The 26,477-nt window shown below is 39.7% G+C and carries 22 protein-coding genes and 1 pseudogene; 18 read left to right on the top strand and 5 right to left on the bottom strand.

Translation table 11 applies throughout. The features are described from left to right. Nucleotides 1-87 precede the first annotated feature (87 nt). The 4 genes from C6N34_RS16655 to C6N34_RS16640 all read left to right on the top strand — a co-directional run bounded on the left by C6N34_RS16655 (nt 88) and on the right by C6N34_RS16640 (nt 3,113). On the top strand, nt 88-1,035 hold the full coding sequence (locus C6N34_RS16655) for an NAD(P)-dependent oxidoreductase (RefSeq protein WP_329606419.1): 948 nt from the start codon (nt 88-90) through the stop codon (nt 1,033-1,035). 18 nt (nt 1,036-1,053) lie between these two features. Continuing rightward, nucleotides 1,054-1,314, top strand: a complete 261-nt coding sequence (locus C6N34_RS16650) for a MoaD/ThiS family protein (protein WP_115538080.1) — start codon at nt 1,054-1,056, stop codon at nt 1,312-1,314. 95 nt (nt 1,315-1,409) lie between these two features. After that, complete coding sequence (thrC, locus tag C6N34_RS16645; RefSeq protein ID WP_115538079.1) at nt 1,410-2,714, top strand: threonine synthase; 1,305 nt, start codon at nt 1,410-1,412, stop codon at nt 2,712-2,714. Between the two features lie 123 nt (nt 2,715-2,837). Further along, a complete protein-coding gene (locus C6N34_RS16640; protein ID WP_115538078.1) occupies nt 2,838-3,113 on the top strand; it encodes a MoaD/ThiS family protein in 276 nt (91 codons plus the stop codon). Here C6N34_RS16640 and C6N34_RS16635 read toward each other — a convergent pair. Both C6N34_RS16635 and C6N34_RS16630 read right to left on the bottom strand, forming a co-directional pair. Next, nucleotides 3,110-4,114: an adenosine kinase gene (locus C6N34_RS16635; RefSeq protein WP_115538077.1), complete on the bottom strand. Its 1,005-nt coding sequence runs from the start codon at nt 4,112-4,114 to the stop codon at nt 3,110-3,112. The two genes, C6N34_RS16640 and C6N34_RS16635, sit on opposite strands and share 4 nt — an antisense overlap. Nucleotides 4,115-4,185: 71 nt before the next feature. Then, a complete protein-coding gene (locus tag C6N34_RS16630; RefSeq protein WP_115538076.1) occupies nt 4,186-5,496 on the bottom strand; it encodes an aminopeptidase P N-terminal domain-containing protein in 1,311 nt (436 codons plus the stop codon). 107 nt (nt 5,497-5,603) lie between these two features. On the opposite strand from C6N34_RS16630, the gene C6N34_RS16625 reads away from it, so the two are divergent. From C6N34_RS16625 to C6N34_RS16590, 8 genes are all read left to right on the top strand, one after another. Further along, nucleotides 5,604-6,164, top strand: a complete 561-nt coding sequence (locus C6N34_RS16625) for a Uma2 family endonuclease (RefSeq protein WP_115538075.1) — start codon at nt 5,604-5,606, stop codon at nt 6,162-6,164. A gap of 854 nt (nt 6,165-7,018) precedes the next feature. Continuing rightward, nucleotides 7,019-7,315: a hypothetical protein gene (locus C6N34_RS16620; RefSeq protein ID WP_236107260.1), complete on the top strand. Its 297-nt coding sequence runs from the start codon at nt 7,019-7,021 to the stop codon at nt 7,313-7,315. Between the two features lie 345 nt (nt 7,316-7,660). Further along, on the top strand, nt 7,661-9,217 hold the full coding sequence (locus C6N34_RS16615; protein ID WP_236107258.1) for an AAA-like domain-containing protein: 1,557 nt from the start codon (nt 7,661-7,663) through the stop codon (nt 9,215-9,217). Between the two features lie 70 nt (nt 9,218-9,287). Further along, nucleotides 9,288-10,847: an AAA-like domain-containing protein gene (locus tag C6N34_RS16610; RefSeq protein WP_407928742.1), complete on the top strand. Its 1,560-nt coding sequence runs from the start codon at nt 9,288-9,290 to the stop codon at nt 10,845-10,847. A gap of 70 nt (nt 10,848-10,917) precedes the next feature. Next, complete coding sequence (locus tag C6N34_RS16605) at nt 10,918-12,477, top strand: AAA-like domain-containing protein (RefSeq protein WP_236107256.1); 1,560 nt, start codon at nt 10,918-10,920, stop codon at nt 12,475-12,477. Between the two features lie 294 nt (nt 12,478-12,771). After that, nucleotides 12,772-14,328, top strand: coding sequence for an AAA-like domain-containing protein (locus C6N34_RS16600; protein WP_236107254.1), 1,557 nt, complete (start codon nt 12,772-12,774; stop codon nt 14,326-14,328). Between the two features lie 70 nt (nt 14,329-14,398). Beyond that, nucleotides 14,399-15,958 carry an AAA-like domain-containing protein gene (locus tag C6N34_RS16595; RefSeq protein WP_236107252.1) on the top strand — a complete coding sequence of 520 codons (1,560 nt, stop codon included), beginning with the start codon at nt 14,399-14,401 and terminating at the stop codon, nt 15,956-15,958. Between the two features lie 44 nt (nt 15,959-16,002). Then, complete coding sequence (locus tag C6N34_RS16590; RefSeq protein ID WP_115539180.1) at nt 16,003-16,197, top strand: DUF29 family protein; 195 nt, start codon at nt 16,003-16,005, stop codon at nt 16,195-16,197. Between the two features lie 46 nt (nt 16,198-16,243). Here the strand turns inward: C6N34_RS16590 and C6N34_RS16585 are convergent. Continuing rightward, a pseudogene (locus C6N34_RS16585) lies at nt 16,244-16,414 on the bottom strand (IS5/IS1182 family transposase); the annotation flags it as partial. A gap of 186 nt (nt 16,415-16,600) precedes the next feature. Here C6N34_RS16585 and C6N34_RS16580 point away from each other — a divergent pair. The 5 genes from C6N34_RS16580 to C6N34_RS16560 all read left to right on the top strand — a co-directional run bounded on the left by C6N34_RS16580 (nt 16,601) and on the right by C6N34_RS16560 (nt 23,157). After that, the gene (locus tag C6N34_RS16580) at nt 16,601-17,044 is read left to right on the top strand and encodes an AAA family ATPase (protein WP_236107250.1); all 444 of its coding nucleotides are present in this window, start codon (nt 16,601-16,603) and stop codon (nt 17,042-17,044) included. Further along, the gene (locus tag C6N34_RS16575; RefSeq protein ID WP_236107248.1) at nt 17,008-17,598 is read left to right on the top strand and encodes a PD-(D/E)XK nuclease domain-containing protein; all 591 of its coding nucleotides are present in this window, start codon (nt 17,008-17,010) and stop codon (nt 17,596-17,598) included. The genes C6N34_RS16580 and C6N34_RS16575 overlap by 37 nt, the downstream gene beginning before the upstream one ends. A gap of 344 nt (nt 17,599-17,942) precedes the next feature. Next, complete coding sequence (locus tag C6N34_RS16570; protein ID WP_211941725.1) at nt 17,943-19,493, top strand: ATP-binding protein; 1,551 nt, start codon at nt 17,943-17,945, stop codon at nt 19,491-19,493. Between the two features lie 344 nt (nt 19,494-19,837). Then, nucleotides 19,838-21,388 carry an ATP-binding protein gene (locus tag C6N34_RS16565; RefSeq protein ID WP_141303837.1) on the top strand — a complete coding sequence of 517 codons (1,551 nt, stop codon included), beginning with the start codon at nt 19,838-19,840 and terminating at the stop codon, nt 21,386-21,388. A 218-nt stretch (nt 21,389-21,606) separates the two neighbouring features. After that, on the top strand, nt 21,607-23,157 hold the full coding sequence (locus C6N34_RS16560) for an ATP-binding protein (protein ID WP_141303836.1): 1,551 nt from the start codon (nt 21,607-21,609) through the stop codon (nt 23,155-23,157). Nucleotides 23,158-23,206: 49 nt separating this feature from the next. Here the strand turns inward: C6N34_RS16560 and C6N34_RS16555 are convergent, their stop codons facing one another. Then, entirely contained in the window at nt 23,207-23,698 is a 492-nt protein-coding gene (locus tag C6N34_RS16555) for a hypothetical protein (protein WP_115538734.1), read from the bottom strand. Between the two features lie 178 nt (nt 23,699-23,876). Here C6N34_RS16555 and C6N34_RS16550 point away from each other — a divergent pair, with 178 nt between their 5' ends. Continuing rightward, nucleotides 23,877-25,712 (top strand): serine/threonine-protein kinase, encoded by a 1,836-nt coding sequence (locus C6N34_RS16550; protein ID WP_115538746.1) that lies wholly within the window; start codon nt 23,877-23,879, stop codon nt 25,710-25,712. Between the two features lie 20 nt (nt 25,713-25,732). Here C6N34_RS16550 and C6N34_RS16545 read toward each other — a convergent pair whose 3' ends face one another. Then, nucleotides 25,733-26,374, bottom strand: a complete 642-nt coding sequence (locus C6N34_RS16545; protein ID WP_006279117.1) for a hypothetical protein — start codon at nt 26,372-26,374, stop codon at nt 25,733-25,735. Nucleotides 26,375-26,477 lie beyond the last annotated feature (103 nt).

The raw sequence follows: 26,477 nt of genomic DNA, 5'->3' as shown, positions 1-26,477 counted from the left end.
TGTTTTAGTCACCCTACTTACCCCCGGACTTTTGCTTTCAGTTGTAATTATGGCAACTTTTGCAGCTGGAGGCTAATTTCTTGGAGTTTGATATCTAAAAATCAACAGTCAACAAACATTAACTACGCCTTAGAATTTAGCAAAGGAACACAAAACATGAAGGTGGCATTTCTGGGAACCGGATTGATGGGACTACCAATGGCTCAACGGTTATTAGCAGCTAATATTGAACTAATTGCTTATAATCGCACCCCAGAAAAATTAACACCTCTTCAAGCAGCAGGTGCAGAAATTGCCGTCAAACCCCGTCAAGCCATTCGTGCTGCTGACTGTATTATTCTTATGCTCTCTAATGCCGCTGCTATTTATCATCTACTGCTTACGGATACCTCTTGGCACGCCTTATCAGGACGCAGTGTAATCCAAATGGGCACCATTGCTCCCATAGAAAGTCAAGAAATCCGTAATGCTGTAGTTGCAGCAGGTGGTGAGTACATAGAAGCACCCGTGCTGGGTAGCATTCCCGAAGCTGAAACAGGTCAGCTGATTGTTATGGTGGGTGGTGAAAGGGAACAATATGAACGCCACGTTAATTTATTGTCTCATTTTGGACCTAATCCTGTTTATGTGGGGGAGGTGGGATCCGCATCTTCCCTCACCCTCGCACTCAATCAGCTCATTGCTTCCCTGACCACTAGTTTCGCTCTCAGTTTAGCATTTGTTCAGTTACAGAATATAGACACGGAATTATTTATGCGTGTCCTGCGGGAGAGTAAACTCTATGCACCCACTTTCGATCAAAATCTGAGTCGCATGTTACATGGTAATTATACTCAGGCTAATTTACCTACTAAACAGTTAATCAAAGAAATAGATCTGTTTATTAGCGAGGCTAAATCCCTAGGTTTGAATCTCAGCAGCATTGAGGGCGTAAAATATATCTTGCAGTCAGCTATGAAAATGTCTTATCCAGAAGATGATTATTCTTCTGTTTTTCCCGCTATTCGTGAGTGGGGAGAAGCTGGTGGAGATTAAATATATATTTATATACCTATGTCCTCAAATTTAGTTCTGGTCAAAATTAAGCTATTTGCCGCCTACCAAGAAGCCTACGGAGTGACAGAACTGGAGTGGGAATTTCCTCCACATACACCCGTTAAATCTATTTGCGATCGCATGATCTGGGAACATCCCCAACTGAGTCAATGGCGTGATCTTACCAGATTTGGCATTAACCTAATGTTTGTAGATCCGGACACCATCCTCAACCATGGAGATGAAGTCGTGCTCATCCCCCCAGTCAGTGGTGGTTAGCATATCCGACTCTTTTAGTCGGGTATGTTTGACGAGTAATTTGAGTCATGTTAGTATTTTTTTCATAGTCAACGGATATACGGGGAAAAGTAGTTATGACTCAGGCGATCGCAAATCTAAACACAGCCAATCCTAGCATATTAAAAGCTCTGAAATGTAAGGAATGTGGAGCGGAATATGAACTAAACGCTACACATGTTTGTGAGCTTTGTTTTGGTCCGCTAGAAGTGAAATACGACTATAATGTTTTGCGTCAGTCTGTAAGTCGAGCGACTATTGAAGCTGGTCCCAACTCCATTTGGAGGTATCGTCAGTTTTTACCCGTAGCCACAGAGAACTATATAGATGTGGGGACAGGGATGACCCCCCTGGTACGTTCTCACCGTTTAGCGCGACGCCTGGGTTTAAATAAACTTTATATTAAAAATGATGCAGTGAATATGCCCACCCTGAGCTTTAAAGATCGGGTGGTATCCGTGGCTTTGAGCAGAGCTAGGGAGCTAGGTTTTACAACCGTTTCCTGTGCTAGTACAGGCAACCTAGCCAATTCCACAGCAGCGATCGCGGCTCATGCTGGTTTAGACTGTTGTGTATTTATTCCTGCTGATTTAGAAGCTGGTAAAGTATTAGGGAGTTTAATTTATAGTCCCACATTAATGGCTGTGAAAGGGAACTACGATCAAGTGAACCGCCTGTGTTCAGAAGTAGCTAATACCCATGGTTGGGGGTTTGTGAATATTAACTTGCGTCCTTATTATTCCGAAGGGTCTAAAACCCTTGGGTTTGAGGTTGCGGAGCAACTGGGTTGGCAATTACCGGATCATATAGTAGCGCCCCTAGCTTCTGGATCCCTATTCACCAAGATTTATAAAGGCTTCCAAGAATTTACAGAAGTTGGCTTAGTAGAAGGTAAAAAAGTTCGCTTTAGTGGTGCGCAAGCGGAAGGTTGCTCACCAATTGCCACAGCATTTAAAGCAGGTAGGGACTTTATCCAGCCAGTAAAACCGAATACAATTGCCAAATCCATTGCCATTGGCAATCCTGCGGATGGGGTTTATGCAGTAGAAATAGCTCAAAAAACAGGTGGTAATATAGAGTCAGTCAATGATAACGAAATTATCGAAGGAATTAAACTACTAGCAGAAACCGAAGGTATCTTCACAGAAACAGCGGGTGGTACCACCATTGCGGTGTTGAAAAAATTAGTGGAAGCTGGTAAAATAGATCCAGATGAAACCACAGTGGTATATATCACTGGTAATGGTTTGAAAACCCAGGAAGCATTACAGGGTTACGTAGGTGAACCGCTGACGATTGAAGCTAAACTAGACAGTTTCGAGCGGGCATTAGAGAGGTCTCGCACTCTAGATCGTCTGGAATGGCAACAAGTACTTGTTTAATTGGATTTTCTATCAAATCGGAATGACGTGTTGGTTTTTGGATTAATGCCTAATTAATGCAACTAACCAACTAAAAACTAATTAAATTTATTAACGAACCAACTAAGCAACCAAAAATTAACTATGGCCATAAGAGTTTTAGTTCCCACAATGCTACAAAAAGAGACCAATAACCAAGCGGTGGTAGAATGTAGCGGTAGCAGTGTAAACGAATTATTAGACACCCTAGAAAAAACCTTTCCCGGGATTAAGGGTAGATTGCGTGATGAGACAGGAACTCCTCGCAGGTTTTTAAACTTGTATGTAAACAGCGAGGACATTCGTTTTTTAGACGGTACAGAAACAGTTCTTCAAGATGGAGACGAGATAAGTATTGTTACTGCAGTTGCTGGTGGTTAAACAGCAGTGGAGAAACCTTGGAGCAATTGCAGCAGTTGAGGAGTTTGCAATCTAGGACCGTAGACCGTGACGATTTGAGAAGCTGCGGTGGATGCCAACTTTCCTGCTAGGGGATAACTCATTCCGTGGGTAATACCATAAAGAAAAGCCCCCGCATACATATCTCCTGCACCAACAGTGTCCACAGCATGAACTGGGGGTGCAGGGATTTCAATTAACTGTTCGCCATCAAATACTATAGAACCCTGAGATCCGCGAGTAATAGCAAACCCCCGACTAAGGAGCTTCATTTTATCTATAGCCACCTGAAAATCCGTAGTTTGTGCCAAACCCAGAGCTTCAGTTTCATTAGCAAAAATAAAATCCAGACCAGGTCCAATCATATCTACTAGACCATCCCCAAAGAACCGTACCATATTATAGTCCGATAAAGACATGGTAGTTTTCACACCAGCAGCTATAGCAATATCTCTAGCTTGAATAGCTGCTGCTTTAGCGGTGGGGGAAGTAACTAAATAACCCTCGATATATAAATATTCAGCAGCTGTAATTGCTTCTGGAACCAATTCCTGGGTAGAAAACTCCGCACTGATTCCCAGAAACGTGTTGAGAGTGCGGTCAGCATCGGGGGTAACCAGGACTAAACATTTACCTGTAACTCCTGACTGTAAATCAGCATTTTGGAGATTAGTTTGCACGTGGGAATCAAGTAGATCTTGAATGTAGAACTTACCAAACTCATCCTTAGCCACCTTACAGGAATAAAAAGGATTACCTCCCAGTTGTCCAATAGCCACCATCGTATTTGCTGCTGAACCCCCACAACTTTTATGATGATCCAGGTGTTGGAGATTTTCCAAAATATGATGTTGAGTTTCTTCATCTAAGAGTGTCATTACACCCTTATCAATGTGTAACTTTTCCAATAAATCGGTAGATACCTCATATTCTATATCTACCAGAGCGTTACCCACACCATAAACATCATATTTCTTGCCCATTTTCAGCTCCCGCAAAAATTAGTAAAGCCAGGTCAATCATAGCAGATAGTTGACCGTTACTAATTTAGCGCTCAGGTTCGTTCTAGATCGGCAATTTCCTTAGGAACTCCCGCAGTTAAGACCTCATTTCCCTGGGGGGTAACCAACACATCATCTTCTATCCTAATACCAATTCCTACCCAACGGTCATCAATAGGGGGTTGGCCTTCAGCGGGTGGGGTATGTGGTACAATATAAAGACCTGGTTCTATGGTTAACACCTGTCCTGGTTGTAAAACTTGTGGAACTTCCCCATGTTGATAAACACCAACATCATGCACATCTAATCCTAACCAGTGGCTAGTACGGTGCATATAGAATTGTTTATATTTTCCTTCCTGTATGAGCTGATTAACCTCTCCTTTAAGTAAACCCACCTCTATTAAACCTTCTGTAAGAACCTGCACTGCTTTGTTATGAGGTGCATCAAATCCATTGCCTGGTTTGACTTCTTGAATTGCCTGTTTTTGTGCTTCCAATACTATTTCATATAAAGCCTTTTGTTCTGGTGTAAACTTACCATTTACAGGAAAGGTTCTAGTAATATCCGAATTGTAATATCTATAGGCACAACCAGCATCAATTAGTAACAATTCCTGTTCTTGCATTTGGTAATTGTTTTCTATATAGTGTAGAACACAAGCATTTTTACCAGCTGCGACAATAGAAGGATAAGCAGGACCCATACCACCCTGCAAGCGGAAAATGTGCTCTATTTCCGCTTGGATTTCATATTCATAACTGCCAGGTCTAGCAATACTCATCGCGTGGTTATGTGCTAATACAGCAATATCCGCCGCCTGGCGCATTAGATCTACTTCAAAATTGCTTTTATGTAATCTTAAACCATGTAGAATAGGACCCGTATCTTCAATAGCGATTGGTCCAGTACCCCTTCTAGGACGAGTAACAAGTAAATTTTGGTAATGTCTGATTATCCTATCATTAAAATGGCTATCCCTACCCAGGTGATAATATATCCGTTCAGCTTTTTGTAAATATTGTGGTAGCTTGTCATCCAATTCAGTAATAGGGTAGGCCATATCCGCGCCATAAATTTCCTTAGCACCCTCCACCCCACAACGATAACCACTCCACACCTCCTTTTCCCTGTCCTTAGGTTGTACAAATAAGATAAAGCGGTGTTCCCCATGGTGAGGTGCCAAAACTGCTACTGCTTCCGGTTCATTGAAACCAGTTAAATAATAGAAATCACTATCTTGTCTATAAACATATTCCACATCATTGTGCATGACAGCTGTGGGAGCGCTGCGGAATATTGCGGTCCCCCCACTGATTTTTGCCATTACCTGTTCACGACGTTGTCGGTATTCTGATTCCATAGTTAATTAACCTCATATAAGAGACCCAAACTCATGCTATCATATCCCTAAATCCATAACCGGACATTTTTCTCCGCACTTATACTTGAAATGTAAGGGTAAATATTATGGCATTAACTACTTATGAATGGACAACAGAAACTTACCATCAGGCGATCGATAGTGGAGTATTTGACGGTGAAGCAGTAGAACTACTAAGAGGGGAAATTATTGTCATGACTCCGGAAAGAGAAGCTCATGCTTACTACAATACTGAAGTAGGGGAATATTTGAGAAACCTATTAGGAAACCAGGTGAAAATAAGAGATGGCAAACCTATTACTCTTCCTAACAATTCGGAACCCCAACCAGATCTTGCCATTGTCAAACCATTAGGTAAAGAATATTTAATACATCATCCTTACCCAGAAGATATATTTTGGATTATTGAATTTGCCCAAACAACCCTTAGTAAAGATTTAGGAGAAAAAAAAGATATATATGCAGAATCTGGTATTAAAGAATATTGGGTGGTCGACTTGAACAACTTACAATTAAAGGTATTCAGAGATTTGGTTAATAATAATTACACGTCGGAATTAACCATAGAAACAGGTACAATTTTTCCCCTTTCCTTTCCTACAATCAACATAGAAATTGCAGAAATATTTAAAGGGAATTACCCGTAAACCGACTAGTTTTACCGTGGGTAATCGTAGGTTGGGTTGAGACACGAAACCCAACAAACCAACGGGATATATATAAATGCGGTTGCGAAGCAATACCTGTGGGAGCTCGCCAATTACCCCTTATTGTTAAATACTTAAAGGGAATTACCCGTAAACCGACTAGTTTTACCGTGGGTAATCGTAGGTTGGGTTGAGGCACGAAACCCAACAAACCAACGGGATATATATAAATGCGGTTGCGAAGCAATACCTGTGGGAGCTCGCCAATTACCCCTTATTGTTAAATACTTAAAGGGAATTACCCGTAAACCGACTAGTTTTACCGTGGGTAATCGTAGGTTGGGTTGAGGCACGAAACCCAACAAACCAACGGGACATATATAAATGCGATTGCGAAGCAATACCTGTGGGAGCTCGCCAATTACCCCTTATTGTTAAATACTTAAAGGGAATTACCCGTAAACCGACTAGTTTTACCGTGGGTAATCGTAGGTTGGGTTGAGACACGAAACCCAACAAACCAACGGGACATATATAAATGCGATTGCGAAGCAATACCTGTGGGAGCTCGCCAATTACCCCTTATTGTTAAATACTTAAAGGGAATTACCCGTAAACCGACTAGTTTTACCGTGGGTAATCGTAGGTTGGGTTGAGGCACGAAACCCAACAAACCAACGGGACATATATAAATGCGATTGCGAAGCAATACCTGTGGGAGCTCGCCAATTACCCCTTATTGTTAAATACTTAAAGGGAATTACCCGTAAACCGACTAGTTTTACCGTGGGTAATCGTAGGTTGGGTTGAGGCACGAAACCCAACAAACCAACGGGACATATATAAATGCGATTGTGAAGCACTCCTTACAGGAGATCGCAAAGCACTTACTATGGGATCTCACTACAGAACTAACCGTGATTAATAATCAAATTCGTAATGATTATATTCATGCTTTGTCCTATGGACAACGAAACCAAGATGATTTAAATCAGTTATTTGATTTGGTTTGTGATGCTACTATCAGTTCATTGGTGGAAAGTTTAAGGTTACTAGTAACTGCGAGTAGTAGTAGGGAAAAAGGGCGGGTTTTTTATCAGGAAATTACTGATTTTATTGATAATTTTTTGATAAATATCTCTTTTAGATAGGTATTGAGGCTGGGACTCGCTTTATAATATTGGTGACTGCTCTTGAGACAGAAAACCCCTGACACTCGACCCTGGTAGCTGTGGGTGTCGGGTTGGTACGAACTGAGATAATGTAGACCGTCAAAGCTCTGCACCTTATGGTTCGGCTTATATTTTATTTAGATTTGGGCAGCTATCTATTAATTATCTTACCAACATTCACTATATCAAATTTTTTTTATTAAGTCAAGGAAATATGGGGATTAATTTACACTTCTTTACAAAGTTGGCCGTAGGGGAGTGAATTCTCCAACATTTCCAAATAAATGTGTAAACTTAAAGAGTTCACCTATTACCAAAATCATCATGACTCGCTGGTTTAATATTGCAGGTCCATGTTCAAACGATATCCACTATGTCCTATCTCCCACAGTCAGATTACCAGACTTAGAGGCGTTAATTCAACAACGTAGTTATTTTGTCCTACACGCACCACGACAAACAGGGAAAACCACCGCCATGTTATCCCTGGCACAGCAACTTACTGATACCGGAAATTATGCCGCAGTCATGGTATCCGTAGAAGTAGGCAGTGCATTTAATCATGATCCTACCACCGCAGAATTAGCAATTTTAGGGGCATGGTATAATACAATAAATATCCGCTTACCCAAAGAATTACAACCACCTATTAAACAATGGCAACAGGAAGAACCAGGAAGCAGAATTAAGGCTTTTTTATCAGCTTGGGCAAAAGCTATAAATCGTCCCATAGTATTATTTATAGATGAAATTGATTCTTTACAAGACCAAACATTAATTTCAGTTTTACGACAATTAAGAGATGGTTTTCCTAACCGTCCAGAAAATTTTCCCTCATCAGTAGGATTAATTGGTTTACGAGATGTGCGAGATTATAAAGTAGCATCGGGAGGTAGTGACAGATTAAATACTTCTAGTCCTTTTAATATAAAAGTTGCTTCTTTGACTATGAGAAATTTTAATCTTGCAGAAGTAGGAGAATTATATCAACAACATACAGCAGCAACTGGGCAAATTTTCACACCTGAAGCTATAGAAACAGCCTATGATTTAACCCAAGGACAACCTTGGTTAGTGAATGCTTTAGCTAAGGAAATTGTAGAAAAAATGGTAAAAGATAGAAGTATTGCTATTACCAAAGAACATATTTTAACAGCTAAGGAAATATTAATAATTCGTCAAGATACTCATTTAGATAGTTTAGCAGAAAGGTTAAGAGAACCAAGAATAAAGGCAATTATTGAACCAATGTTAGCAGGTTTAGAATTAGGGGATATACCTAATGATGATATTCAATTTGTGATAGATTTAGGATTATGTAAAATGCACCCCTATGGAGGATTAACTATTGCTAATCCCATTTATCGGGAAGTGTTACCCAGAGTTTTAACAGTCACACCAATGGCTTCTTTACCGATGATTGCACCAACTTGGTTAACATCAGCAGGTGAATTAAATATTGATGCTTTATTAACTGCATTTCTCAAGTTTTGGCGACAACATGGAGAACCATTATTAGGTAGCACAGGATATCATGAAATTGCACCCCATATTGTATTAATGGCTTTTTTACATCGTGTAGTTAATGGTGGAGGGGTTTTAGAAAGGGAATATGCCATTGGTAGTGATAGAATGGATTTATGTTTGCAGTATAAAGATGTTATTTTAGGGATTGAATTAAAAGTGTGGCGGGATAAAAAACGCGATCCTCAAGGTGATGGAATTGAACAATTAGAATCGTATTTAGGGCGTTTGGGTTTAGATTTTGGTTGGTTATTTATCTTTGATAGGCGGAAAAATGCCTCACCAATGGAAGAAAGGTTATCAACTGATGTGGTGGTGACAGAAAATCAATATAGAATTACTGTGATTAGGGCATAAATGTTGATCTATTCCAACACCTTAACCCAAAAATGATCTAAACTTAAAGAGTTCACCTATTACCAAAATCATGATCAATCGCTGGTTTAATATTGCAGGTCCTTGTAACCCTAAAAAAAACTATACCATCTCAACCACCAGTCGTTTACCCGACTTATCAACGTTAATTGAACAAGAAAGTTATTTTGTCCTACACGCACCACGACAAACAGGGAAAACCACCGCTATGTTATCCCTGGCACAGCAACTTACTAATACCGGAAATTATGCCGCAGTCATGGTATCCGTAGAAGTAGGCAGTGCATTTAATCATGATCCTACCACCGCAGAATTAGCAATTTTAGGGGCATGGTATAATACAATAAATATCCGCTTACCCAAAGAATTACAACCACCTATTAAACAATGGCAACAGGAAGAACCAGGAAGCAGAATTAAGGCTTTTTTATCAGCTTGGGCAAAAGCTATAAATCGTCCCATAGTATTATTTATAGATGAAATTGATTCTTTACAAGACCAAACATTAATTTCAGTTTTACGACAATTAAGAGATGGTTTTCCTAACCGTCCAGAAAATTTTCCCTCATCAGTAGGATTAATTGGTTTACGAGATGTGCGAGATTATAAAGTAGCATCGGGAGGTAGTGACAGATTAAATACTTCTAGTCCTTTTAATATAAAAGTTGCTTCTTTGACTATGAGAAATTTTAATCTTGCAGAAGTAGGAGAATTATATCAACAACATACAGCAGCAACTGGGCAAATTTTCACACCTGAAGCTATAGAAACAGCCTATGATTTAACCCAAGGACAACCTTGGTTAGTGAATGCTTTAGCTAAGGAAATTGTAGAAAAAATGGTAAAAGATAGAAGTATTGCTATTACCAAAGAACATATTTTAACAGCTAAGGAAACATTGATTACTCGTCAAGATACTCATTTAGATAGTTTAGCCGAAAGACTTAGAGAAAACCGAGTTAAAAATATTATTGAACCCATTTTAGCAGGACAAACATTACCTGATACTTTAGCAGACGATCGCCAATATTTAATAGATTTAGGATTATTAAGACGTGATCCAATGGGGGGATTAGTTATTTCTAACCCCATATATAGGGAAGTAATTCCCCGTGTTTTAGTCCAAGGAACTCAGGATAGTTTACCCTTAATTAGTCCTAGTTGGTTGACTGCAAATGGTGAATTAAATATAGATAGTTTATTAACTGCATTTCTCAAATTTTGGCGACAACATGGAGAACCATTATTAAGTAGTGCTGCTTATCATGAAATTGCACCACATATAGTATTAATGGCTTTTTTACATCGTGTGGTTAATGGTGGAGGAATTTTAGAAAGGGAATATGCCATTGGTAGTGATAGAATGGATTTATGTTTGCAGTATAAAGATGTTATTTTAGGGATTGAATTAAAAGTGTGGCGGGATAAAAAACGCGATCCTCAAGGTGATGGAATTGAACAATTAGAATCGTATTTAGGGCGTTTGGGTTTAGATTTTGGTTGGTTATTTATCTTTGATAGGCGGAAAAATGCCTCACCAATGGAAGAAAGGTTATCAACTGATGTGGTGGTGACAGAAAATCAATATAGAATTACTGTGATTAGGGCATAAATGTTGATCTATTCCAACACCTTAACCCAAAAATGATCTAAACTTAAAGAGTTCACCTATTACCAAAATCATGATCAATCGCTGGTTTAATATTGCAGGTCCTTGTAACCCTAAAAAAAACTATACCATCTCAACCACCAGTCGTTTACCCGACTTATCAACGTTAATTGAACAAGAAAGTTATTTTGTCCTACACGCACCACGACAAACAGGGAAAACCACCGCTATGTTATCCCTGGCACAGCAACTTACTGATACCGGAAATTATGCCGCAGTCATGGTATCCGTAGAAGTAGGCAGTGCATTTAATCATGATCCTACCACCGCAGAATTAGCAATTTTAGGGGCATGGTATAATACAATAAATATCCGCTTACCCAAAGAATTACAACCACCTATTAAACAATGGCAACAGGAAGAACCAGGAAGCAGAATTAAGGCTTTTTTATCAGCTTGGGCAAAAGCTATAAATCGTCCCATAGTATTATTTATAGATGAAATTGATTCTTTACAAGACCAAACATTAATTTCAGTTTTACGACAATTAAGAGATGGTTTTCCTAACCGTCCAGAAAATTTTCCCTCATCAGTAGGATTAATTGGTTTACGAGATGTGCGAGATTATAAAGTAGCATCGGGAGGTAGTGACAGATTAAATACTTCTAGTCCTTTTAATATAAAAGTTGCTTCTTTGACTATGAGAAATTTTAATCTTGCAGAAGTAGGAGAATTATATCAACAACATACAGCAGCAACTGGGCAAATTTTCACACCTGAAGCTATAGAAACAGCCTATGATTTAACCCAAGGACAACCTTGGTTAGTGAATGCTTTAGCTAAGGAAATTGTAGAAAAAATGGTAAAAGATAGAAGTATTGCTATTACCAAAGAACATATTTTAACAGCTAAGGAAATATTAATAATTCGTCAAGATACTCATTTAGATAGTTTAGCAGAAAGGTTAAGAGAACCAAGAATAAAGGCAATTATTGAACCAATGTTAGCAGGTTTAGAATTAGGGGATATACCTAATGATGATATTCAATTTGTGATAGATTTAGGATTATGTAAAATGCACCCCTATGGAGGATTAACTATTGCTAATCCCATTTATCGGGAAGTGTTACCCAGAGTTTTAACAGTCACACCAATGGCTTCTTTACCGATGATTGCACCAACTTGGTTAACATCAGCAGGTGAATTAAATATTGATGCTTTATTAACTGCATTTCTCAAGTTTTGGCGACAACATGGAGAACCATTATTAGGTAGCACAGGATATCATGAAATTGCACCCCATATTGTATTAATGGCTTTTTTACATCGTGTAGTTAATGGTGGAGGGGTTTTAGAAAGGGAATATGCCATTGGTAGTGATAGAATGGATTTATGTTTGCAGTATAAAGATGTTATTTTAGGGATTGAATTAAAAGTGTGGCGGGATAAAAAACGCGATCCTCAAGGTGATGGAATTGAACAACTAGAATCGTATTTAGGGCGTTTGAGTTTAGATTTTGGTTGGTTATTTATCTTTGATAGGCGGAAAAATGCCTTACCAATGGAAGAAAGGTTATCAACTGAGGTGGTGGTGACGGAAAATCAATATAGAATTACTGTGATTAGGGCTTGAGTGTTTGCAAAATTCACTGTTTTTAGCAGGAATAAATGGTATGATAAAATTAATAAAAATGCCCTCATCACATCATGAATTACAGAGATTATATCACAATTGAACCCAATAAACGTGGTGGTAAGCCTCCATTGCTTTTTCAAAATCAGGATTACCAGCAGTTATAATAATACCTGTTGGTGTTTCAGTGACAAATACACTGTCTCCTTACTAGTGAACCTTTTTATAATGCCAGATCATAATTTTCTCAAATAAATGTGTAAACTTAAAGAGTTCACCTATTACCAAAATTCTATGACTCGCTGGTTTAATATTGCAGGTCCATGTTCAAACGATATCCACTATCTCTTATCTCCCACAGTTAGATTACCAGATTTAGAGGCGTTAATTCAACAACGTAGTTATTTTGTTCTTCACGCACCACGACAAACAGGGAAAACCACCGCCATGTTATCCCTGGCACAGCAACTTACTAATACCGGAAATTATGCCGCAGTCATGGTATCCGTAGAAGTAGGCAGTGCATTTAATCATGATCCTACCACCGCAGAATTAGCAATTTTAGGGGCATGGTATAATACAATAAATATCCGCTTACCCAAAGAATTACAACCACCTATTAAACAATGGCAACAGGAAGAACCAGGAAGCAGAATTAAGGCTTTTTTATCAGCTTGGGCAAAAGCTATAAATCGTCCCATAGTATTATTTATAGATGAAATTGATTCTTTACAAGACCAAACATTAATTTCAGTTTTACGACAATTAAGAGATGGTTTTCCTAACCGTCCAGAAAATTTTCCCTCATCAGTAGGATTAATTGGTTTACGAGATGTGCGAGATTATAAAGTAGCATCGGGAGGTAGTGACAGATTAAATACTTCTAGTCCTTTTAATATAAAAGTTGCTTCTTTGACTATGAGAAATTTTAATCTTGCAGAAGTAGGAGAATTATATCAACAACATACAGCAGCAACTGGGCAAATTTTCACACCTGAAGCTATAGAAACAGCCTATGATTTAACCCAAGGACAACCTTGGTTAGTGAATGCTTTAGCTAAGGAAATTGTAGAAAAAATGGTAAAAGATAGAAGTATTGCTATTACCAAAGAACATATTTTAACAGCTAAGGAAACATTGATTACTCGTCAAGATACTCATTTAGATAGTTTAGCCGAAAGACTTAGAGAAAACCGAGTTAAAAATATTATTGAACCCATTTTAGCAGGACAAACATTACCTGATACTTTAGCAGACGATCGCCAATATTTAATAGATTTAGGATTATTAAGACGTGATCCAATGGGGGGATTAGTTATTTCTAACCCCATATATAGGGAAGTAATTCCCCGTGTTTTAGTCCAAGGAACTCAGGATAGTTTACCCTTAATTAGTCCTAGTTGGTTGACTGCAAATGGTGAATTAAATATAGATAGTTTATTAACTGCATTTCTCAAATTTTGGCGACAACATGGAGAACCATTATTAAGTAGTGCTGCTTATCATGAAATTGCACCACATATAGTATTAATGGCTTTTTTACATCGTGTGGTTAATGGTGGAGGAATTTTAGAAAGGGAATATGCCATTGGTAGTGATAGAATGGATTTATGTTTGCAGTATAAAGATGTTATTTTAGGGATTGAATTAAAAGTATGGCGGGATAAAAAGCGCGATCCTCAAGGTGATGGAATTGAACAATTAGAATCGTATTTGGGGCGTTTGGGTTTAGATTTTGGTTGGTTATTTATCTTTGATAGGCGGAAAAATGCCTCACCAATGGAAGAAAGGTTATCAACTGATGTGGTGGTGACAGAAAATCAATATAGAATTACTGTGATTAGGGCATAAATGTTGATCTATTCCAACACCTTAACCCAAAAATGATCTAAACTTAAAGAGTTCACCTATTACCAAAATCATGATCAATCGCTGGTTTAATATTGCAGGTCCTTGTAACCCTAAAAAAAACTATACCATCTCAACCACCAGTCGTTTACCCGACTTATCAACGTTAATTGAACAAGAAAGTTATTTTGTCCTACACGCACCACGACAAACAGGGAAAACCACCGCCATGTTATCCCTGGCACAGCAACTTACGGACAGCGGAAATTATGCCGCAGTCATGGTATCCGTAGAAGTAGGCAGTGCATTTAATCATGATCCTACCACCGCAGAATTAGCAATTTTAGGGGCATGGTATAATACAATCCAAGATAGTTTACCACAAGAATTACACCCTCCTGCTAAACAATGGCAACAGGAAGAAGCAGGAAGCAGAATTAAAGCTTTTTTAAGAGGTTGGGCAAAAGCTATAAATCGTCCCATAGTATTATTTATAGATGAAATTGATTCTTTACAAGACCAAACATTAATTTCAGTTTTACGACAATTAAGAGATGGTTTTCCTAAACGTCCGGAAAATTTTCCTTCATCAGTAGGATTAATTGGTTTACGAGATGTGCGAGATTATAAAGTAGCATCGGGAGGTAGTGACAGATTAAATACTTCTAGTCCTTTTAATATAAAAGTTGCTTCTTTGACTATGAGAAATTTTAATCTTGCAGAAGTAGGAGAATTATATCAACAACATACAGCAGCAACTGGGCAAATTTTCACACCTGAAGCTATAGAAACAGCCTATGATTTAACCCAAGGACAACCTTGGTTAGTGAATGCTTTAGCTAAGGAAATTGTAGAAAAAATGGTAAAAGATAGAAGTATTGCTATTACCAAAGAACATATTTTAACAGCTAAGGAAATATTAATAATTCGTCAAGATACTCATTTAGATAGTTTAGCAGAAAGGTTAAGAGAACCAAGAATAAAGGCAATTATTGAACCAATGTTAGCAGGTTTAGAATTAGGGGATATACCTAATGATGATATTCAATTTGTGATAGATTTAGGATTATGTAAAATGCACCCCTATGGAGGATTAACTATTGCTAATCCCATTTATCGGGAAGTGTTACCCAGAGTTTTAACAGTCACACCAATGGCTTCTTTACCGATGATTGCACCAACTTGGTTAACATCAGCAGGTGAATTAAATATTGATGCTTTATTAACTGCATTTCTCAAGTTTTGGCGACAACATGGAGAACCATTATTAGGTAGCACAGGATATCATGAAATTGCACCCCATATTGTATTAATGGCTTTTTTACATCGTGTAGTTAATGGTGGAGGGGTTTTAGAAAGGGAATATGCCATTGGTAGTGATAGAATGGATTTATGTTTGCAGTATAAAGATGTTATTTTAGGGATTGAATTAAAAGTGTGGCGGGATAAAAAACGCGATCCTCAAGGTGATGGAATTGAACAATTAGAATCGTATTTAGGGCGTTTGGGTTTAGATTTTGGTTGGTTATTTATCTTTGATAGGCGGAAAAATGCCTTACCAATGGAAGAAAGATTATCAACTGAGATGGTGGTGACAGAAAATCAATATAGAATTACTGTGATTAGGGCTTGAGTGTTTGTAAAATTGACTGTTTTTAGCAGGAATAAATAAATGGTATGATAAAATTAATAAAAATTCCCTATTGGAAGCAGACAAATAGTTGGCGAGCAACTATTCGTGTTCAACGCACAGCTATTGCTAAACTTTTGAGGCAAAATACCGCTCTAACATCTCGTTTGCAGGAAGCGTTAAATGAAAGCTGGTCGGAAGCTAGGGATTTAGCGCGAGCCATTCTTAACCTCCCAGGATAAAAAGGAGCGGAAATTCTTTACATAATTTATTAGGATAACTGATGTCTGCTGGTGCGCCTTTTCCTTCTGAAAATATTGCTGCATATTCCGCTTCAAATTGTGACCATGGTATTATTTTAGCCAAGATGACCCAGCGGTTATCCGGTGCTATTTTTCCCTCAAGGGATAGTTCAAAGTCTTCCGGTGTTGTGTCTTGTTGCTTTTGTTTGCGATATATCTCAATATAGTTTGGTGCAAGGGTTTTGACCCATTTTACACCTTTTTCTTGCATTTTATTCCTTTTTTCTGGGACTGAAACTCCTTATTCACCGGGGTTTTAGATTTATTTAGCAACCCCTAAATAACCCCGATGATTAAATTAGAGATAAACTGGGATTAAGATAATAAGCACATATCCATTAGTATGAACCCCAAAAATCTTCCCCTGGGGATCAACACCCTAGATAAACTACGCGGGAGCAACTGCGTTTATGTGGACAAAACACAGCTTGCCTTCCAGTTGATAAAACAGCCTGGAGCTTTCTTTTTGTCTCGTCCCGGGCGTTTTGGCAAAAGTCTGTTTGTAGATACCCTCAAGGAGATTTTCGAGGGGAATCAGAAATTATTTGAGGGGCTTTATATCCATGACCAATGGGACTGGAGTAGAAAATTCCCAGTGATTAAAATAGACTTTGCTGGTGGGGTATTAAAAAACCGACAAGAGCTGGACCAAAAAATTAATGGTATTTTTTTAAAAACTGCCCAATCCCTGGGAGTGGACTATGAACTAGAGGATATTCAAGGTCGTTTCGGAGAAATCATTGCGGGTGCATGCCAGTTACCCTGCTGTTCCAATCAGGGTATTTGACCATTGAGCGCACCTTTACCCGTCACCGACGTTCCATGTTTGCCCTAAAAATACCTAACATGGAAGTTCGCCTGACATTAAACGACCAGTTCATCAACGTATACACAGGAATGGTGAATGAAAAGAGCGCTATTCAAGATATCCTTTATGAGTGTATGTGGAATGGGGATTTGGAATCAATAGTGAAGGCGATAAAGCGTCTATTTGCGGGTATTCCTTGGCGTAACTTTACCAACAATGACCTAGCTGATTTTGAAGGTTACTACGCTTCTGTACTATATGCTTTTTTGAGTTCCTTAAATGCGCGCATTATCCCGGAAGATATCACCAACTATGGTCAAGCGGACATAACTGCCATCCTGGGTGATCATATTTACGTGATGGAAATCAAGGTAGTAGATGGGGAGAATGTGAAAGAGAACCGAGCCTTAAAACAGATACGGGAATGTAACTATGCACAAAAGTATAGAGGAGAACCGGGGAAAACAGTCCATGAAGTGGGACTGGTTTTTAGTCGCAGCAAACGTAACCTCATTCAAGCGGATTGGAAATAAATTAAGATAAATGTAATCACCCGCGATAAAGCCAGTCGGTTAAGGGAGTTTATTCCCTATCTCCCCCACGGACAGTCTCCAGGTTTGGATTAATTCAACCAAATCACGGGTAATCCTTTGCAATCGCGTTTATATGTATCCCGTGGGTTTGTTGGGTTTCGTTCCTCAACCCAACCTACGAAACTCCCCCACGGACAGTCTCTAGGTATGGGTTAATTCAAACAATTATAGTTAATCCCATAAGTAGTGCTTCCCAATCGCCCTTTTAATTTAAAATAAATTCATATAAATAACCCTGGTGATTGAATTAGAGATAAACTAGAGCTAAGATAATGAGCATTAGTATGAACCCCAAAAATCTCCCCTTGGGAATCAACACCCTAAGTGTGCTGCGGGAAAACAATTGCGTCTATGTGGACAAAACCGAAATAGCTCACCGTCTGATACGCATTCCTGGACGCTTCTTTTTGTCTCGTCCCAGGCGTTTTGGCAAAAGTCTGTTTGTAGATACCCTCAAGGAGATTTTCGAGGGGAATCAGAAATTATTTGAGGGGCTTTATATCCATGACCAATGGGACTGGAGTAGAAAATTCCCAGTGATTAAAATAGACTTTGCTGGTGGGGTATTAAAAAACCGACAAGAGCTGGACCAAAAAATTAATGGTATTTTTTTAAAAACTGCCCAATCCCTGGGAGTGGACTATGAACTAGAGGATATTCAAGGTCGTTTCGGAGAAATCATTGCGGGTGCATGCCAACGATTTGGAGAACGAACCGTGGTGCTGGTGGATGAATACGACAAACCCATCCTGGACAATATAGACAATCCACCTATTGCTTCGGAAATGAGAGAGGGGCTCAAGAATTTATACTCAGTCCTCAAGGAACAGGATGCCAACATCCAGTTCATCTTCATGACTGGGGTCACCAAATTCTCTAAAGTCAGCCTTTTCAGTGGGTTAAATCAACTCACCGACATTACCATCAGTAGGGACTTTTCTACTATTTGTGGGTATACCCAGGAAGATTTGGAGCAAACCTTCGCCCAGCACTTGCAAGGGGTAGACTGGGATGAACTGCGTCTCTGGTATAATGGGTACTCATGGCGTGGTGAGTCAGTATATAACCCTTATGATATCTTACTTTTTATCCGTGAGGGAATGGAGTATGGCAACTACTGGTTTGAAACGGGGAACCCCACCTTTTTAATTAAGCTGTTTCAGACTAACTGCTACTTCCTCCCCAACCTGGAGCATCTAGAAGTAACTGAGGAGATTTTAAAGTCCTTTGAGATAGAACAAATCAATCCAGTTACCCTGCTGTTCCAATCAGGGTATTTGACCATTGAGCGCACCTTTACCCGTCACCGACGTTCCATGTTTGCCCTAAAAATACCTAACATGGAAGTTCGCCTGACATTAAACGACCAGTTCATCAACGTATACACAGGAATGGTGAATGAAAAGAGCGCTATTCAAGATATCCTTTATGAGTGTATGTGGAATGGGGATTTGGAATCAATAGTGAAGGCGATAAAGCGTCTATTTGCGGGTATTCCTTGGCGTAACTTTACCAACAATGACCTAGCTGATTTTGAAGGTTACTACGCTTCTGTACTATATGCTTTTTTGAGTTCCTTAAATGCGCGCATTATCCCGGAAGATATCACCAACTATGGTCAAGCGGACATAACTGCCATCCTGGGTGATCATATTTACGTGATGGAAATCAAGGTAGTAGATGGGGAGAATGTGAAAGAGAACCGAGCCTTAAAACAGATACGGGAATGTAACTATGCACAAAAGTATAGAGGAGAACCAGGAAAAACAGTCCATGAAGTGGGACTGGTTTTTAGTCGCAGCAAACGTAACCTCATTCAAGCGGATTGGAAATAAATTAAGATAAATGTAATCACCCGCGATAAAGCCAGTCGGTTAAGGGAGTTTATTCCCTGTCTCCCCCACGGACAGTCTCCAGGTTTGGGTTAATTCAACCAAATCACGGGTAATCCTTTGCAATCGCGTTTATATGTATCCCGTGGGTTTGTTGGGTTTCGTTCCTCAACCCAACCTACGAAACTCCCCCACGGACAGTCTCTAGGTATGGGTTAATTCAAACAATTATGGTTAATCCCATAAGTAGTGCTTCCCAATCGCCCTTTTAATTTAAAATAAATTCATATAAATAACCCTGGTGATTGAATTAGAGATAAACTAGAGCTAAGATAATGAGCATTAGTATGAACCCCAAAAATCTCCCCTTGGGAATCAACACCCTAAGTGTGCTGCGGGAAAACAATTGCGTCTATGTGGACAAAACCGAAATAGCTCACCGTCTGATACGCATTCCTGGACGCTTCTTTTTGTCTCGTCCCAGGCGTTTTGGCAAAAGTCTGTTTGTAGATACCCTCAAGGAGATTTTCGAGGGGAATCAGAAATTATTTGAGGGGCTTTATATCCATGACCAGTGGGACTGGAGTAGAAAATTCCCAGTGATTAAAATAGACTTTGCTGGTGGGGTATTAAAAAACCGACAAGAGCTGGATATGCGCATACTGGATATCTTGCACGAAAATGCAGAGCATCTGGGTGTATCCTATGAGTCAACTGATATACCGGGAAAATTAGGAACTTTGATTCGTAAAGCCATGGCAAAATATGGACAACGTGCTGTGGTGCTGGTGGATGAATACGACAAACCCATCCTGGACAATATAGACAATCCACCTATTGCTTCGGAAATGAGGGAAGGACTCAAGAATCTATACTCAGTCCTCAAGCAACAGGATGCCAACATCCAGTTCATCTTCATGACTGGGGTCACCAAATTCTCTAAAGTCAGCCTTTTCAGTGGGTTAAATCAACTCACCGACATTACCATCAGTAGGGACTTTTCTACTATTTGTGGGTATACCCAGGAAGATTTGGAGCAAACCTTCGCCCAGCACTTGCAAGGGGTGGACTGGGATGAACTGCGTCTCTGGTATAATGGATACTCATGGCGTGGTGAGTCAGTATATAACCCTTATGATATCTTACTTTTTATCCGTGAGGGAATGGAGTATGGTAACTACTGGTTTGAAACGGGGAACCCCACCTTTTTAATTAGGCTGTTTCAGACTAACCGCTACTTCCTCCCCAACTTGGAGCATCTAGAAGTAACTGAGGAGATTTTAAAGTCCTTTGAGATAGAACAAATCAATCCAGTTACCCTGCTGTTCCAATCAGGGTATTTGACCATTGAGCGCACCTTTACCCGTCACCGACGTTCCATGTTTGCCCTAAAAATACCTAACATGGAAGTTCGCCTGACATTAAACGACCAGTTCATCAACGTATACACAGGAATGGTGAATGAAAAGAGCGCTATTCAAGATATCCTTTATGAGTGTATGTGGAATGGGGATTTGGAATCAATAGTGAAGGCGATAAAGCGTCTATTTGCGGGTATTCCTTGGCGTAACTTTACCAACAATGACCTAGCTGATTTTGAAGGTTACTACGCTTCTGTACTATATGCTTTTTTGAGTTCCTTAAATGCGCGCATTATCCCGGAAGATATCACCAACTATGGTCAAGCGGACATAACTGCCATCCTGGGTGATCATATTTACGTGATGGAAATCAAGGTAGTAGATGGGGAGAATGTGAAAGAGAACCGAGCCTTAAAACAGATACGGGAATGTAACTATGCACAAAAGTATAGAGGAGAACCAGGAAAAACAGTCCATGAAGTGGGACTGGTTTTTAGTCGCAGCAAACGTAACCTCATTCAAGCGGATTGGAAATAAATTAAGATAAATGTAATCACCCGCGATAAAGCCAGTCGGTTAAGGGAGTTTATTCCCTGTCTCCCCCACGGACAGTCTCTAGGTTTGGGTTAATTCAACCAAATCACGGGTAATCCTTTGCAATCGCCCTTTTAATTTAAAATAAATTCACATAAATAAACCCGGTGATTGAATTAGAGATAAACTGGGATTAAGATAATAAGCACATATCCATTAGTATGAACCCCAAAAATCTTCCCCTGGGGATCAACACCCTAGATAAACTACGCGGGAGCAACTGCGTTTATGTGGACAAAACACAGCTTGCCTTCCAGTTGATAAAACAGCCTGGAGCTTTCTTTTTGTCTCGTCCCAGGCGTTTTGGCAAAAGTCTGTTTGTAGATACCCTCAAGGAGATTTTCGAGGGGAATCAGAAATTATTTGAGGGGCTTTATATCCATGACCAGTGGGACTGGAGTAGAAAATTCCCAGTGATTAAAATAGACTTTGCTGGTGGGGTATTAAAAAACCGACAAGAGCTGGATATGCGCATACTGGATATCTTGCACGAAAATGCAGAGCATCTGGGTGTATCCTATGAGTCAACTGATATACCGGGAAAATTAGGAACTTTGATTCGTAAAGCCATGGCAAAATATGGACAACGTGCTGTGGTGCTGGTGGATGAATACGACAAACCCATCCTGGACAATATAGACAATCCACCTATTGCTTCGGAAATGAGGGAAGGACTCAAGAATCTATACTCAGTCCTCAAGCAACAGGATGCCAACATCCAGTTCATCTTCATGACTGGGGTCACCAAATTCTCTAAAGTCAGCCTTTTCAGTGGGTTAAATCAACTCACCGACATTACCATCAGTAGGGACTTTTCTACTATTTGTGGGTATACCCAGGAAGATTTGGAGCAAACCTTCGCCCAGCACTTGCAAGGGGTGGACTGGGATGAACTGCGTCTCTGGTATAATGGATACTCATGGCGTGGTGAGTCAGTATATAACCCTTATGATATCTTACTTTTTATCCGTGAGGGAATGGAGTATGGTAACTACTGGTTTGAAACGGGGAACCCCACCTTTTTAATTAGGCTGTTTCAGACTAACCGCTACTTCCTCCCCAACTTGGAGCATCTAGAAGTAACTGAGGAGATTTTAAAGTCCTTTGAGATAGAACAAATCAATCCAGTTACCCTGCTGTTCCAATCAGGGTATTTGACCATTGAGCGCACCTTTACCCGTCACCGACGTTCCATGTTTGCCCTAAAAATACCTAACATGGAAGTTCGCCTGACATTAAACGACCAGTTCATCAACGTATACACAGGAATGGTGAATGAAAAGAGCGCTATTCAAGATATCCTTTATGAGTGTATGTGGAATGGGGATTTGGAATCAATAGTGAAGGCGATAAAGCGTCTATTTGCGGGTATTCCTTGGCGTAACTTTACCAACAATGACCTAGCTGATTTTGAAGGTTACTACGCTTCTGTACTATATGCTTTCTTGAGTTCCTTAAATGCGCGCATCATCCCGGAAGATATCACCAACTATGGTCAAGCGGACATAACTGCCATCCTGGGTGATCATATTTACGTGATGGAAATCAAGGTAGTAGATGGGGAGAATGTGAAAGAGAACCGAGCCTTAAAACAGATACGGGAATGTAACTATGCACAAAAGTATAGAGGAGAACCGGGGAAAACAGTCCATGAAGTGGGACTGGTTTTTAGTCGCAGCAAACGTAACCTCATTCAAGCGGATTGGGAATAAATTAAGATAAATGTAATCACCCGCGACAGAGCCAGTCGGTTAAGGCAGTTTATTCCCTGTCTATGAGGTTATCAAAAATTCTTTGCACTAACCCCTTGGTCTTGCTCTCTAAATATTGCCAATCTACCTCCCCAAACTCATCTAATAAATTAGTATCAATGTCAACTGGGACATTTTCAGGACTATAGTCCACAAAACAAACCTGATAACATAAATCCCATAAATCCATATTCACCACCTGTTCTTGATATTGCAAGCGCAAATGATATCCCGGATGGGGGATGGGTAAAAGAGCCAGTTTTTGCTTAATAGCTAGCAAATCTTCCGCTGTGGCGTTTTTTGAATCCTCCAATAACTGGATCACAATAGATTTAGTTTCATCCGTTGTACCCGCTGGCCAAATCAGTACGTCGTGGTAACTTCCTCTCCACTTGGATATATCCAGATGTTTACGAATATTATCAATAATGCGGATAAAAGCTGGTTGCATGAGAATTTCTGCTTGTTGCCATATGGTAGAATTGGGGATATTAGGTGGCATTTTTTTTAAAAATAATTAAAAAAACTAGGACTTACTCATTGACAATTTTTCAGGTTAATCAAAAAAACTGCCACTTTAGTCTAAATCTTTTCTCAACATAGCGGATATTAGGACAGAAAATTTGGAGATATTGACTAGGCAAAATTACAAGATTAAGTATGGAACCGGGGAACAAATCATGATAGGCAAACTACTAGACCATAGATATAAAGTTGTGCGTGTTTTAGCAACTGGGGGATTTAGTCAAACCTACATCGCTCAAGATACTCGGCGACCTGGTAATCCTATTTGTGTTGTTAAACATCTAAAACTGGTTAGTAATGACAAGCATATTTTTACAACTGCTAAACGTCTGTTTAATAATGAAGCTGAAACTTTGGAAAAATTGGGTAATCATGATCAAATACCTCGGTTACTAGCCTATTTTGATGAAAATCAGGAATTTTTCCTGGTTCAGGAATACATTGATGGTCATACCCTGACAATGGAACTTATACCCGGACAACCATGGGGTGAAAACCAAGTTATACAATTGCTCTTGGAAATCTTAGAGGTTTTGGAGTTTGTCCATCAACAGGGGGTGATTCACCGAGATATAAAACCTGATAATCTGATTCGTCGTGTGGATGATTACAAACTGGTGCTTGTGGATTTTGGAGCTGTTAAACAAGTACGTTGTCCTTCTGCTCTTTCAGAACATCATTTAAATCCCACTATAGCTGTTGGCACTCCTGGTTATATGCCTACTGAGCAAGGACAGGGTAAACCTCGCCCAAGTAGTGATATTTATGCTTTGGGTATCATTGCTATTCAAGCTTTAACAGGAATAGCTGCTAATCAGTTCCCAGAGGATCCCGATACTGGTGAAATTCTCTGGCAACATTTTCGACCTGTCAATTCCCATTTGGGAGAAATTCTCACTAAGATGGTGCGTTATCACTTCAAGGAACGTTATCAAACGGCAACAGAAGCATTAGAAGTTTGTCGAGAGTTTATAAAAGAATATGCTAAATCCTGCGGTTACTCCCTATCTCCCACACCCACTACACCCAGTGGAAAAAAATCACCCATAAAAACCTATGATCAATCTGTTTCATTGTTCCCACAACCTACCTTAGCTTTGGCACCTGTTCATACTCCTCCCCTAGTATCTGCTCCTAAGCAGGAACAAAAACCAGATCCCTTACCACTGGTAATTGGTTTATTTTTGGTCGGTGGTGCAGCAGCTTTAGTAACCAATTTATATCCCAACATTCAAACTTTGACTGCTAATTGGAAGGATAAGAATGGCACAGAAAATTGCTTGGCTATGGTAGCACCCAATTCTAATGTGCGCTCCCAACCTAGCGCCATTGGTTCTGATAATATTTTAAAGAGTATTGGTGATCCTAGTGAGTTTATAGTTACTGGAAAAAGAACTAAGCGTGGTTGGATAGAAGTTAAACTTAAATCTGGTCGTTTGGCTTGGGCTCATTCGGATGTGATTACTAACAATGACCAATGGGTCTCTTGTCTGCGAGACCAGGGTATTTCTCTTCAAATCGTTGATGATTTACCTCTAATCACATCTCGATTGGTGCCTAAACCTCAGTTATCTACTACTACCTCTCCATCCCCATTCTTGTCTCAATCTGCTGATACAGAGTCTCAAGATCCAATCGTTCTACAAGCTCGACAAAAATTCCAGTCAGGGGATGTGAATGGAGCAATAGCTCAACTGAAATCCGCTCCCCAAAAAACTACTTCTAATAGTCAACAAGTGAAGATAATTGACCAATGGCAACAAGACTGGGCCAAAGCTGAGACTTTGGCTAATGAAATTAATCGCGCTATTGATAGTGGACAATGGGAAAAGGTCTTGGCCTATCGCAACCAACCAGAAAAGTTACCTAATATTAAATACTGGCAAGATAAACTGGAACCATTGTTTAAACAAGCAGCTCAAAAGGTTGCTCAACAGGTTTTACCAAGTCAAAACTCACAACCGGACACTAACTCTAAAACCAAACCATAGTAGATACCCTGTGTTACACCTTAGTGTAATTCGTCGTATTCCGCTGTTTCTACCCTTCTGCTTTCAGCGTGAGAGGGTGGTAAAAACTCCGCCCGTCGCATGGTTCCCAGGGGTGCTGTTACTCCGTGATAAGGGTGAATTACCTGCACGGTGCGAGAGGGACGTTGTCTAGGCGAAAACAAGGACAACACACCAGCTACTACAATACCACCTCCTACTGTTAAAGTCGCCCCACCTACTGCCCAAATTATGGGTGAATTCCACCATTTTTCCGCTTCAGAAGGCAGTGTGGGCATCATTCTGGTTGGCTGCTGTTGTAGTGAATTCATTTGGTTTTGGCTCAAACTGAAGGCATTAATTTGACCCTGTAGCTGTTGATTTTGTAAGCGTAACTGCTCGTTGTCGCCTCTTAAACTGTCTACTTGAATTTTTAACTTTTCTAAGTCCAATCGCTGGTCTAAAGGTGCTACCGGTTGGGGGTTACCATATCCCCCCTGTCCAGATGGGTACTGTTGCATCCCCTGGGAGGGCACAATATTGTTGGGTAATTGTGAAATACTAAAGTTGGGTTGTTGTATGGGAGTGCTATTTCCTTTCAGCAATAGCAAAGCTGCTAAACCAGCAACAGCTACCCCACCCACAAATGCCATACTCTCACTCATATAGTACACCTCTTAACTAATAAAACTAAGTAGTACCAGGACCATAGTTGTATTGTAACTGACATAGTTTTGGGACACACTCACAGTCAATAAATTCATCGTC

Origin of the sequence: Cylindrospermopsis raciborskii Cr2010 (genome assembly GCF_003367075.2) — a bacterium.
GTDB classification, from domain to species: domain Bacteria; phylum Cyanobacteriota; class Cyanobacteriia; order Cyanobacteriales; family Nostocaceae; genus Raphidiopsis; species Raphidiopsis raciborskii.
Note: the sequence above shows the minus strand (reverse complement) of the source record. Positions and strands in the feature narration are given on the sequence as shown.